The organism is Pollutimonas bauzanensis (assembly GCF_040393045.1).
Lineage (GTDB): Bacteria > Pseudomonadota > Gammaproteobacteria > Burkholderiales > Burkholderiaceae_B > Pollutimonas > Pollutimonas bauzanensis_A.
Genome location: NZ_JBEBUX010000042.1, coordinates 18608 through 30163, shown reverse-complemented (window position 1 = coordinate 30163; position 11556 = coordinate 18608). Strand labels below are relative to the sequence as shown.

General features: G+C 54.8%; 11 protein-coding genes and 2 tRNA genes. 3 read left to right on the top strand and 10 right to left on the bottom strand.

From position 1 onward, the window contains the following. From secG to ABWO67_RS08740, 3 genes are all read right to left on the bottom strand, one after another. A partial coding sequence (secG, locus tag ABWO67_RS08750) for a preprotein translocase subunit SecG (protein WP_353150455.1) occupies positions 1 to 474 on the bottom strand: 474 nt, incomplete at its 3' end. 17 nt (positions 475 to 491) lie between these two features. Beyond that, on the bottom strand, positions 492 to 1241 hold the full coding sequence (gene tpiA / locus ABWO67_RS08745; RefSeq protein WP_353150452.1) for a triose-phosphate isomerase: 750 nt from the start codon (positions 1239 to 1241) through the stop codon (positions 492 to 494). Between the two features lie 68 nt (positions 1242 to 1309). After that, the gene (locus ABWO67_RS08740; RefSeq protein WP_353150449.1) at positions 1310 to 2287 is read right to left on the bottom strand and encodes an NAD(P)H-quinone oxidoreductase; all 978 of its coding nucleotides are present in this window, start codon (positions 2285 to 2287) and stop codon (positions 1310 to 1312) included. 193 nt (positions 2288 to 2480) lie between these two features. Between ABWO67_RS08740 and ABWO67_RS08735 the strand changes: the two genes are divergently transcribed. Both ABWO67_RS08735 and ABWO67_RS08730 read left to right on the top strand, forming a co-directional pair. After that, positions 2481 to 2570 (top strand) — tRNA-Ser (locus tag ABWO67_RS08735). A 69-nt stretch (positions 2571 to 2639) separates the two neighbouring features. Beyond that, a tRNA-Leu gene (locus ABWO67_RS08730) sits at positions 2640 to 2725 on the top strand. A 92-nt stretch (positions 2726 to 2817) separates the two neighbouring features. Here ABWO67_RS08730 and pnp read toward each other — a convergent pair. Then, positions 2818 to 4989 (bottom strand): polyribonucleotide nucleotidyltransferase, encoded by a 2172-nt coding sequence (pnp, locus tag ABWO67_RS08725; RefSeq protein WP_353150446.1) that lies wholly within the window; start codon positions 4987 to 4989, stop codon positions 2818 to 2820. A 91-nt stretch (positions 4990 to 5080) separates the two neighbouring features. Continuing rightward, on the bottom strand, positions 5081 to 5350 hold the full coding sequence (gene rpsO / locus ABWO67_RS08720; RefSeq protein WP_073105838.1) for a 30S ribosomal protein S15: 270 nt from the start codon (positions 5348 to 5350) through the stop codon (positions 5081 to 5083). Positions 5351 to 5588: 238 nt separating this feature from the next. Between rpsO and ABWO67_RS08715 the strand changes: the two genes are divergently transcribed. Then, positions 5589 to 6113: a hypothetical protein gene (locus ABWO67_RS08715; protein ID WP_502929987.1), complete on the top strand. Its 525-nt coding sequence runs from the start codon at positions 5589 to 5591 to the stop codon at positions 6111 to 6113. A gap of 61 nt (positions 6114 to 6174) precedes the next feature. Here the strand turns inward: ABWO67_RS08715 and pssA are convergent, their stop codons facing one another. The 5 genes from pssA to ABWO67_RS08690 form a co-directional block, all read right to left on the bottom strand. Next, a complete protein-coding gene (pssA, locus tag ABWO67_RS08710) occupies positions 6175 to 7074 on the bottom strand; it encodes a CDP-diacylglycerol--serine O-phosphatidyltransferase (RefSeq protein WP_353150443.1) in 900 nt (299 codons plus the stop codon). Between the two features lie 4 nt (positions 7075 to 7078). Then, on the bottom strand, positions 7079 to 7750 hold the full coding sequence (locus tag ABWO67_RS08705) for a phosphatidylserine decarboxylase (RefSeq protein WP_353150440.1): 672 nt from the start codon (positions 7748 to 7750) through the stop codon (positions 7079 to 7081). A 123-nt stretch (positions 7751 to 7873) separates the two neighbouring features. After that, a complete protein-coding gene (ilvC, locus tag ABWO67_RS08700; protein WP_353150438.1) occupies positions 7874 to 8890 on the bottom strand; it encodes a ketol-acid reductoisomerase in 1017 nt (338 codons plus the stop codon). 124 nt (positions 8891 to 9014) lie between these two features. Further along, positions 9015 to 9506, bottom strand: a complete 492-nt coding sequence (gene ilvN, locus ABWO67_RS08695) for an acetolactate synthase small subunit (RefSeq protein WP_353150435.1) — start codon at positions 9504 to 9506, stop codon at positions 9015 to 9017. A gap of 10 nt (positions 9507 to 9516) precedes the next feature. After that, positions 9517 to 11238, bottom strand: coding sequence for an acetolactate synthase 3 catalytic subunit (locus ABWO67_RS08690; RefSeq protein WP_353150433.1), 1722 nt, complete (start codon positions 11236 to 11238; stop codon positions 9517 to 9519). Positions 11239 to 11556: the final 318 nt, after the last annotated feature.

Genomic DNA, 11556 nt, shown 5'->3' with positions numbered 1-11556 from the left:
AGCCGGAGCTGGGGCTTGAACAGCAGGCGCTGGAACCTCTACAGCGGGGGCTGGAGCTTCAGCGGCCGGAGCTGGGGCTGGGGCCGATGGAACCGCAGCAGGTGCTGTTGTCGAAGGCACTGCCGGTGCAGCGGGTACTGCCGCACCTGGCGCGGCAGGAACAGCCGGCCCCGTGCCTGGTACTGGCGACTGGAAGCCTTGCATTACGCCTGCGTCAAGAACCGACTTTCCGCCCGGATGATGCGCCAAATAAGCCAAACCGCCTGTCGACACAAAGAAAATGATGGCGGCCCACTTGGTAGCGCGCGACAAAAAGTTGGCGGCGCCAGTCGCGCCGAACAAACTACCTGCCGAACCGCCCCCGAACGAAGAGCCCATGTCGGCGCCTTTGCCCTGCTGCAGCAAGACCAACAAAATAATACTCAACGACGATACGACCTGAATCGCCAGAAGAACAGGTGACAACCATTGCATGAAAAAAACTCCGAAGCCTATGCGGCCGCTATACGTAAAAATTCTTCTGTCACCAGCGACGCGCCGCCTACCAGGGCGCCGTCGATATCAGACATGGCAAACAAACTAAGAGCATTGGACGCTTTGACGCTGCCGCCATATAAAATCCGGACTTGCGGGACGCCTAATTCGGACAACTGCGCTCGAATAAAGGCATGCACTTCCTGCGCCTGCTCTGGTGTTGCAGTAAGACCTGTGCCTATAGCCCATACAGGTTCGTAGGCAATTACCATTTTAGCAACCGAATCGGCACCCAATGCAAGCACCGGCGCAAGCTGGCGCTGGATGACTTCATTAGTACGCCCGGCTTCCTGTTCGGCCAAGGTTTCGCCTACGCAAACCACTGGCGTAATACCTGCCTTCAAGGCCGCAAGTGCTTTTTCAGCAACCAGGGTATCGGTTTCGCCATGCAGCGTACGGCGCTCGGAATGCCCTACCAAGACCCAGCGACAACCAAAATCGGTGAGCATCGATGAAGAAACCTCACCGGTAAATGCCCCCTGCTCGTGCTTGCTAACATCTTGCGCACCCCAGGATATCCCGCTGCCATGCAGGCTGGCGCTAACCTGACCCAAATAGGGGAAAGGCACGCAAACGGCCAGATCGCAATCGTGCACAACAGCCACCCCCGCACACAAGCCCGTAAGGAGCATAGCGTTGGAGGCCTGGGTGCCGTGCATTTTCCAGTTGCCTATTACAAGGCGCTTACGAACTAAAGCGGTATTCATTAGGCCATAGTAGAAAAATTGGATAACCCAGCATTGTAGCCTTTTAGCGATGAATCCGCACGAGTTCCTTATACCGTAAGAATGATCTTGCCGATTTGCTCGCCGGCGTCCATCATGGCGTGCGCGTCGCAGGCCTTTTCCAGAGGGAAGGTGGCGTGAACAATGGGGCGGATTTTTTTAGCCTCGAGCAATGGCCAGACATGCTGTTTCAAAGACTGAGTGATTTCCGCCTTGAAAGAGACGGGCCTTGGGCGCAAGGTGGAACCAGTAATCGTCAGGCGACGGCGCAAGACGTGATTACAGTCTATTGTGGCTTTAGACCCACCCAGCAGAGCAATGATCACAATACGGCCATCGTCGGCCAGGCAATTGATATTGCGATTAATGTATTCGCCGGCCACCATGTCCAGCACCACATCCACGCCCTTGCCGTCAGTGGCTTTCTTGATTTCTTCCACGTAGTCCTGGGTGCGGTAATTAATACCCAGCACAGCACCCAAACCTTCAACCGCACGAGCACGCTCATCGCTGCCGACGGTGGCATACACCTTATGCCCCATAGCTGTAGCCAATTGAATCGCCGTAGTGCCAATGCCGCTTGCCCCGCCGTGTACCAGCAATGACTCGCCAGCCGACAATTGACCTCGATCAAAAACGTTGCTCCACACGGTGTAGTAGGTTTCCGGCAAGCCAGCGGCTTCTACGTCGGACAACCCCGCCGGCACGGGCAAGCACTGGGCGGCAGGCGCAGTGCAATATTCAGCGTAACCACCGCCGGCCAACAATGCACACACTTTGTCGCCTATTGCCAAGCCGGTGCCTGCGACATCGCCACCTATGATTTCGCCCACCACTTCAAGGCCGGGCAGATCAGACGCACCGGGAGGCGCCGGATAATTGCCCTTGCGCTGAAAGACATCGGGACGATTGATGCCGGCAGCCGAAACCTTGATAAGAACCTCTCCTGCCTTAGGTTCGGGCATAGGACGATCCACCAGCACCAAGACTTCCGGGCCGCCCGGTTTCGAAATTTCCACTGCCTTCATATGAACTCCTTGAACACTAAGCAAAAGATCTATTATCACCTGTTAATTGATTTTTTTGCCGGACATGCACCCTTTCAGCCCACAAGCCCCGCTACTTAGGCTAAACTCACGTCCTTCTGAAAGATGAAAATTCCGCGATAGAATCGGATTTCCATATGGCATGCCATGCTGCACGGCATGCCGCACAGAAAACGGAAGCGTGCCAGAGCGGTTGAATGGACCGGTCTTGAAAACCGGCGACGGGGTGACTCGTCCGTGAGTTCGAATCTCACCGCTTCCGCCAATCAGTTGCCGGATTAGCCTGCATGCAGGTTAACCGGTTTACGAAGTTACCAAGCGCATTGCGCACCGCGCACCCATGGCGGAATAGGTAGACGCAAGAGACTTAAAATCTCTCGGCCACTGGCCGTCCCGGTTCGATTCCGGGTGGGTGCACCAAGCATTAAAAAAGACACCCGAAGGTGTCTTTTTTTTTAGCCTGCGATAGCTGCCGGACCAAGGCCCGGAGGCCCTGGTCCAACGCTTTCTTCTTAGCTTGCCTCTGGCGTTACTACCGGAGCAGCAGGCGCAGCGACAGGACCCTGAGGGCCGCCCTGGGCCTCAATGCCACCGATGGCCTTCATGGACAAGCGCAAACGGCCCTTGTCGTCGGCTTCGATAACCTTGATGCGAACCAATTGACCGACTTTCAGCACATCGTTGATGTTGGCGATGCGATAGTTGGCGATTTCAGAAATGTGCAGCAAACCATCGCGGCCTGGCAATACCTGAACAATGGCGCCGAAGTCCAGCAAACGCAGTACTGGGCCTTCGTATTCCTGGCCTACTTCCACGTCGGCAGTCAATTCCTTGATGCGGCGCTCGGCTTCGCGGGCCTTGTCCAGATCGGCGCTGGAAATGGTGATCGTGCCATCATCGCCAATATCAATCTGTGTGCCGGTTTCTTCAGTAAGAGCGCGAATGGTGGCGCCGCCCTTGCCAATGACGTCACGGATTTTTTCAGGATTGATCTTGATGCTGAGCATGCGTGGAGCAAATTCGGAAAGCTCTGTACGGGAACCGTCGATGGCTTCCTTCATTTTTTCCAGAATATGCAACCGGCCTTCTTTGGCCTGAGCCAATGCGACCTGCATGATTTCTTTGGTGATGCCCTGGATCTTGATATCCATTTGCAAGGCAGTAATACCTTGTTCGGTACCAGCTACCTTGAAATCCATATCGCCAAGGTGATCTTCGTCGCCCAGGATGTCGGTAAGCACAGCGAACTTGCCGCCGTCTTTGATCAGGCCCATGGCTACGCCAGCAACGTGATCTTTAACGGGTACGCCTGCGTCCATCATGGCCAACGAGCCGCCGCAGACCGAAGCCATGGAGGATGAACCGTTGGACTCGGTGATTTCCGACACGACACGAATCGTGTACTGGAAGTCTTGGGCCTCGGGAAGCGTGGAAACCAACGAACGCTTGGCCAACCGGCCATGCCCGATTTCACGGCGTTTTGGCGAACCGAAACGACCTGTTTCGCCGGTAGCGAACGGAGGGAAGTTGTAGTGCAGCATGAAGCGGTCGCGCGACTCGCCCATGATGGAATCGATGATTTGCTCGTCTTGCTTGGTGCCCAATGTGGCCACGACCAATGCCTGCGTTTCGCCACGCGTGAACAGAGCACTACCGTGGGCGCGAGGCAACACGCCCAGACGAACACTGATGGGACGCACGGTACGGGTATCGCGACCGTCGATACGAGGCTCGCCGTTCAGGACCTGGCCGCGAACGATTTTGGATTCCAGATCGAAAAGCATGTTTTCGACCAGAACGCTATCGGGGGCAGCTTCGCCTTTGGCGACAGCGTGTTCTTGCAGCTTGGCTTTGACGTCGGCGTAAACGGCACGCAACTGAGCGGTACGGGCCTGTTTTTCGCGCACTTGATATGCGGCCTGCAATGGCTCTTGGGCAGCAGCAGTGACCGCTGTTACCAAGGCTTCATTCCTGGGGGCTGCTTGCCACTCCCATTCGGGCTTGCCGGCTTCGGCAACCAGATCATGGATGGCATTGATGCAGGCCTGCATTTGTTCGTGACCGAACACAACACCGCCCAACATGATTTCTTCGGACAATTGCTTGGCTTCGGACTCGACCATCAGGACAGCTGCCTCGGTACCTGCAACAACCAGATCCATACCCGATTCTTTCAACTGGCTGCTGCCGGGGTTAAGCACGTATTCCCCATTAATGTAGCCAACGCGCGCGGCGCCGATAGGGCCGTCGAAAGGGATGCCGGAAATGGCCAACGCAGCGGAAGCGCCGATCATTGCCGCGATATCCGGATCAATTTCAGGATTGACCGACACAGTATGAAGAATGACCTGGACTTCGTTGTAGAAGCCTTCAGGAAACAGAGGGCGCAAAGGACGGTCGATCAGGCGCGAGGTAAGGATTTCTTTTTCGGAAGGACGCCCTTCACGCTTGAAAAATCCACCGGGGATGCGGCCTGCCGCATAGGTTTTCTCGACGTAGTCAACGGTCAGGGGGAAAAAATCCTGGCCGGCCTTGGCAGTTTTGGCAGCGACAACAGTCGCCAGAACAACAGTATCTTCAATCGAAACCAGTACAGCACCCGAGGCCTGGCGAGCAATCTCGCCCGTTTCAAGGACCACCGTGTGCTGACCGTACTGAAACGATTTGCTCACTTTATTAAACATTGGGGAATATCCTTACAATAGAAAAAACCGTGCACACCACGATACTGATCGCAGTGTGCACGGTTGCATCATGGGGAGCCAGCCCCGAGTATCACTTACGCAGACCGAGCTTTTCGATAAGCGAACGATACGAATCGGGATTGCGGCCCTTGAGGTAATCTAGCAGTTTGCGACGGCGGCTGACCATGCGCAGCAGACCACGACGCGAGTGGTGATCTTTCATGTGGGCCTTGAAGTGGCCAGTAAGTTCGTTAATGCGAGCTGTAAGCAGCGCGACTTGTACTTCGGGGGAACCGGTATCGCCTTGAGCACGTTGGTATTGTGCAACGATATCGGATTTTTTGATGTCAGCAACAGACATTATTTAGCCTCTTTAACAAGCGACAGAGCCGAGGTGCCCTGACGTGCAGTGATTGAAAAATATAGTATTACCCTAGGCGCTACACCATGCATTTGTATGCACGCGCCCCAAGGAAGCAAACATTATAGCGGAACGGCCGGATATTCGCCGAACCTGATTAGAACCGATCCATACATGCGCCACACAAACGCGCCGCACCCTCTTAGAATACGACTATTCAATCCTGGCGGAGCCTATTATGAAAAATTTTACGTTGGCACGTTTTGGCAAGGCGGCAGCGTCAGCCCTGTCGATCGGCATACTGGCCGCCTGCACAAGCATGGCTGACATTCCTGCCGGCACCCCGTTGCATCAAGTCGAATCGAAGTATGGGAAGCCGAACTATTCCTGCCCTGCACAAAACGGTGGGCAGCGGCTGATCTGGAGCATGCAGCCCATGGGTCAATACGCCTGGGGCACAAATGTAGACGCGGCGGGCAATACCGACAGCGTGCAATCGCTGTTAACTGACGAGCATTTCCGGCTTCTGGCCAGCGGCACATGGACCCCGGAACAAGTACGATGCGAATTCGGGCCGCCCGCCAAGATCGAAACCGTAGGCCTGCCTTCGTCAACCCAAATCGTATGGAGCTACAGATATAGACAAAGCGGTGCGTGGAATTCACTGATGTATGTCTATTTCGGCATCGACGGCACCAAAGTGACACGGTTCCACCCTGGCCCGGATCCCATGTACGACCCCGACAACTTCTGGTTTGATTGATTACGGCACAGAGAATAGCGCGTCGGATTAGCGCCATCAGGCGCATAATCCGACTGCCATATTAGAACTTACCGGATTCCCGCGGCTTATCTGTGGATGAAGCCGCCTGATCACCCGGCAGAACCGGTTTGCCCGGTTGTGGGGGGTGATAAGTATGCGGCTCGGAAAACGTCGGCGTGACCGTGGCTTCCCGTTCATCAAGGCCTTCTTGCCGCATACGCGTCAATTCGCGGGCACGCCGCCAGCGCCAGAGCATAATGACCCAACCCGACAAGCCATAGACAACGAAAAGGCTAAAAAGCACTACGGGCGGATCGCTGGACACAAAAACGAATACAGCAACCAGCACCAGCATGACCCAGAATGGCACGCTACGCCCCAAGGCAAAACTTTTGCCACTGTAGAAAGGCGCATTCGTCACCATGGCGATGCCGGCATATACCGTAAACCCAAACGACAACCAGGCAATAGTTTCCGGTTGCAGCGCCAGCTTGTTATCGACTGCCAGCCACAGGAAACCGGCCACCAATGCTGCCGCTGCCGGGCTCGGCAAGCCTTGAAAAAACCGTTTGTCGACCACTGCAATATTCGTATTGAAACGCGCTAGCCGTAAAGCGGCGCCCACGACATAAATGAAAGCCGCCAGCCAGCCCCAGCGCCCCAGGCTTTGCAGTGACCATACATACATGACCAAGGCAGGCGCTATGCCGAACGAGGTCATGTCGGACAAGGAGTCGTACTGCTCGCCAAAAGCCGATTGTGTGTTGGTAAGTCGGGCAACGCGCCCGTCCATGCCGTCAAAAACCATGGCGAGAAAGATGGCAATAGCCGCCATTTCGAATCGGCCGTTCATTGCCTGCACTACGGCATAGAATCCGGCAAACAGGTTCGCCGTCGTGAAAGCGTTGGGCAGCAGGTAGATACTGCGGCGACGGGCTTCGTCCGATGAGAAATTAGGCATAGGCTTACTCTTGTGTTTGGGCAGGGCTTTCGGGTAATTCCGCCAGCACTGTACTGGTGGCGTGCACCTTGTCGCCTATGGCAACGCGAGGACGCGAACCCGGCGGCAGATAAACGTCGACGCGTGAACCAAAGCGGATAAAACCGTAGCGTTGCCCTGCATACAGCGAATCGCCAGGCTTGGCATAACAAAGAATGCGCTTGGCCACCAAACCGGCCACCTGCACAGCGGTAACAATATGGCCCTGCTTGGTACGCAGTACCGTTGCATTGCGTTCATTTTCCAGGGATGCCTTATCCAGGGAAGCATTAAAAAACTGACCAGCGAAATAGTTGATCGAAACAACGGAACCGTCGACTGGCGCACGGTTGGAGTGAACATTGAATACGTTCATGAACACGCTGATTTTGAGCGAGTCGCGATCAGCATAAGTGTCCCGGACCTCTTCTACGGCCACAATGCGACCGTCCGCAGGCGACAAAACGTTAAATTCGCCTTCAGGCGCAACACGCGCCGGATCACGAAAAAACTGCAAAACGAAAATCGATATTATCCATAACGGGATCGAGGCAGCGCCCGACCAGAAACTGACAGCTATCGACACCAGCACGATACCAGCCAGGAATGGCCAGCCTTCGCGCGCAATAATGGGATGGGGGTAAGAAGGTTTATTCATTGTAAGGTGAAGAATAACCGAAATGTGCGGTGATGTTTATCGAATGCGCGTAATTACGCTGCCCAACGAAAGAAACGCCCTCAAGGGGCGTTTCTTGGCAATGCAACTGGCGATTAACGAAATTTAGTTCTTCGTTTGATCAACCAGTTTGTTCGCAGCGATCCAGGGCATCATGGCGCGCAACTTGCCACCGACCTGTTCGATTTGCGACTCGGCGTTGATACGGCGACGCGAGGTCAACGTAGGTGCGCCTGCGGCATTTTCCAGGATGAAGTTCTTGGCGTACACACCGTTTTGGATGTCGGCCAGGCATTGACGCATGGCTTTCTTCGTTTCTTCGGTAACAATCTTGGGACCGGTTTCGTATTCGCCATATTCCGCATTGTTGGAAATGGAGTAGTTCATGTTGGCGATGCCGCCTTCGTAGATAAGGTCCACGATAAGCTTGAGTTCGTGCAAGCATTCGAAGTAGGCCATTTCGGGTGCATACCCTGCTTCGACCAATGTTTCGAAACCGGCTTTGATCAGCTCGACCGCACCACCGCACAACACAGCTTGTTCGCCGAACAAGTCGGTTTCAGTTTCTTCGCGGAAATTGGTTTCGATGATGCCGGCGCGGCCACTACCGATGGCGCAAGCATACGACAACGCAACGTCGCGCGCGGCGCCGGAGGTATCTTGATGAACGGCAACCAATGCGGGAACACCGCCACCCTGGCGGTAAGTACCACGCACGGTGTGGCCTGGCGCCTTAGGAGCGATCATGATGACGTCGATATCGGCACGGGGCTGTACTTGCCCGTAGTGCACGTTGAAACCATGAGCGAACGCCAATGCAGCGCCGGCCTTGATATTGGCGGCCACTTGCGTGCGATAGACCTCGGCGATGTTTTCGTCAGGCAACAAGATCATGACCAGATCGGCGCCCTTTACTGCGTCAGCCACTTCCAGGACTTTCAGGCCGGCGTTTTCAGCTTTGCTCCAGGATGCGCCATCTTTGCGCAGGCCAACCACAACATTGATGCCCGATTCATGCAGGTTCAGTGCATGAGCATGGCCTTGGGAACCATAGCCAATGATGGCAACAGTTTTGCCTTTGATCAGGGAGAGGTCACAATCTTTGTCGTAAAAAACTTTCATTTAAAGCGCTCCAATACTTGAGGATTTGTTGTTTATTCAGGCCCGAGTTCCGGGCATTTATATCAGATTATGCTGTGTTGATGTCTGGTTATTGCGCTTTGCGCGTAACCGGGCATCAAACGTCCTATAGTTTTAACACCCGCTCGCCACGGCCTATACCAGACACGCCGGTACGCACCGTTTCCAGGATGGCACTGCGATCGAGGCCACCTATGAAGGCTTCAATCTTTTCTTGGTCGCCTGTCAGCTCTATGGTGTAGACCTTATCGGTAACGTCGATAATGCGGCCGCGAAAAATATCTGCCATACGCTTCATTTCTTCGCGTTCTTTGCCCACGGCGCGCACTTTGATCAACATCAGTTCGCGCTCAACGTGCGGGCCTTCGGACAAGTCCACCACCTTGACCACATCGACCAGGCGATTCAGGTGCTTGGTGATTTGCTCGATGACTTCGTCTGAACCATTGGTAACAATGGTCATGCGAGACAGCGTGGAATCTTCGGTTGGCGCCACGGTCAAGGTTTCGATGTTGTAGCCGCGCGCGGAAAACAAACCGACAACCCGCGACAACGCACCCGGTTCATTTTCCAGAAGGATAGAAATTACGTGTTTCATGGGAGTCTCCTTACAGGTCTTCGGAACCGAGCAGCATTTCAGTCAGGCCTTTACCGGTTTTCACCATAGGCCACACATTTTCGGTTTGATCCGTAATGAAATCCATGAACACCAGTCTGTCTTTATATTTGGTGAAAGCCTCCCGGATAGCGGGTTCGACATCGCTTGGCTTATCGATACGCATACCGATATGGCCGTAGCTTTCGACCAGCTTCACAAAGTCAGGCAAGGCGTCGACATACGACTCGGAGTAACGGGAGCCGTATTCAATTTCCTGCCACTGGCGAACCATGCCCAAATAGCGATTATTCAGGCAAAGCACCTTGGGTGTAAGGTGGTATTGCTTGCAGGTGGAGAGCTCCTGAATATTCATTTGTATGGACGCCTCGCCTGTGATGACCGCAATCTGGCTATCTGGGTTGGCCATTTGCACACCCATTGCATAAGGCAGGCCCACGCCCATCGTGCCCAAACCACCTGAATTGATCCAGCGGCGAGGTTCGTCGAAACGATAATACTGGGCCGCCCACATTTGGTGCTGGCCCACATCCGACGTCACAAAGGCTTCGCCATGGGTGATTTCCCATAGTTTCTCAACCACGAACTGAGGCTTGATAAGCGTGTCGGAGTTTTCGTAGACCAGGCACTGCTTGCCGCGCCAGGAATTCACTTGCTCCCACCACTTGCCCAACGCCGACTTATTCGGCGGCGTGTCAACAGCAGCCTGTGCGTACAAGGCATTGAATTCTTGCAGCACGTCTTTGACGTTGCCAACAATCGGTACATCGACACGGACGCGCTTGGAAATGGACGACGGATCGATATCGATATGAATGATTTTGCGAGGATTCTGCGCAAAATGCTTGGGATTGCCAATAACGCGGTCATCGAAACGGGCGCCTACGGCAATCAGCACATCGCAGTGCTGCATGGCCATATTGGCTTCGTAAGTGCCATGCATACCAGGCATGCCCACGAACTTGTCGTCGCTTGCAGGGAATGCACCCAAGCCCATCAGGGTATTGGTGCACGGCGCGCCAACCAGTTCAACCAACTGGCGCAATTCGGCGGAGGCGTCGGAAAGCACCACGCCGCCACCGGAGTAAATCATCGGGCGCTCTGCAGATAACAGCATTTGCACCGCTTTCTTGATTTGCCCCTGATGCCCCTTGACCACTGGCGCATACGACCGCATTTTCACTTCGCCACGGGGCGGTGTGTATTTGCAGGTGGCAACAGTGATGTCTTTGGGGATGTCGACCAGGACGGGTCCGGGACGACCTGTCTTGGCAATGTAAAAGGCTCGGCGCATGGTTTCGGCCAGGTCTTTGACATCGCGCACCAGAAAGTTGTGCTTGACGCATGGGCGTGTAATACCCACCGTATCGCACTCCTGGAAGGCGTCTTCGCCAATGGCGTGGCTGGGCACCTGACCACTGAGGATCACCATGGGGATGGAGTCCATATAGGCGGTGGCAATACCGGTCACGGCATTGGTCAGGCCTGGCCCGCTTGTTACCAGCGCAACGCCGACTTTATCGGACGAGCGCGAATACGCATCGGCGGCATGCACGGCAGCTTGCTCGTGACGCACCAATATGTGCTTGAAATTGTCTTGCTTGTAAATTGCGTCGTAAATATAGAGTACTGCACCGCCGGGGTAACCAAATACATGGTCAACACCTTGTTCGGCCAGGCAGCGTACGACGATATCGGCGCCATTGAGTTCCATTATGTATTCCTTTCGTAACCAGTACTGGCATCCCGATTGACCCGTTAAGGTCTGAGCTTAAACCGACTGCAACAACATGACCTGGCGCTTTATGACTCACGGAGCCACGCCACCCAGACACCTTGTCGAACCGACTTGCGCTCGTCGAAACACAGCACGAGCGTTCATGTGAACGCGGGAGGTAGAACGGAAGCTTTGGCAACACACGCTTGTGGCGCGGCCAACAGCAAAGTATTACAGGCGCAAAAACCGGGCGGATAACCCGGGCAACGTGGCCTTTGGCGGCCCACCCTGGATAATTGAGTAAGCCAACGCAAT

Bases quoted from the DNA above. Each gene is read 5' to 3' on its own strand.
- tpiA (WP_353150452.1), bottom strand. From the start codon at position 1,241: ATGAATACCGCTTTAGTTCGTAAGCGCCTTGTAATAGGCAACTGGAAA.
- ABWO67_RS08740 (WP_353150449.1), bottom strand. From the start codon at position 2,287: ATGAAGGCAGTGGAAATTTCGAAACCGGGCGGCCCGGAAGTCTTGGTG.
- pnp (WP_353150446.1), bottom strand. From the start codon at position 4,989: ATGTTTAATAAAGTGAGCAAATCGTTTCAGTACGGTCAGCACACGGTG.
- rpsO (WP_073105838.1), bottom strand. From the start codon at position 5,350: ATGTCTGTTGCTGACATCAAAAAATCCGATATCGTTGCACAATACCAA.
- ABWO67_RS08715 (WP_502929987.1), top strand. From the start codon at position 5,589: ATGAAAAATTTTACGTTGGCACGTTTTGGCAAGGCGGCAGCGTCAGCC.
- pssA (WP_353150443.1), bottom strand. From the start codon at position 7,074: ATGCCTAATTTCTCATCGGACGAAGCCCGTCGCCGCAGTATCTACCTG.
- ABWO67_RS08705 (WP_353150440.1), bottom strand. From the start codon at position 7,750: ATGAATAAACCTTCTTACCCCCATCCCATTATTGCGCGCGAAGGCTGG.
- ilvC (WP_353150438.1), bottom strand. From the start codon at position 8,890: ATGAAAGTTTTTTACGACAAAGATTGTGACCTCTCCCTGATCAAAGGC.
- ilvN (WP_353150435.1), bottom strand. From the start codon at position 9,506: ATGAAACACGTAATTTCTATCCTTCTGGAAAATGAACCGGGTGCGTTG.
- ABWO67_RS08690 (WP_353150433.1), bottom strand. From the start codon at position 11,238: ATGGAACTCAATGGCGCCGATATCGTCGTACGCTGCCTGGCCGAACAA.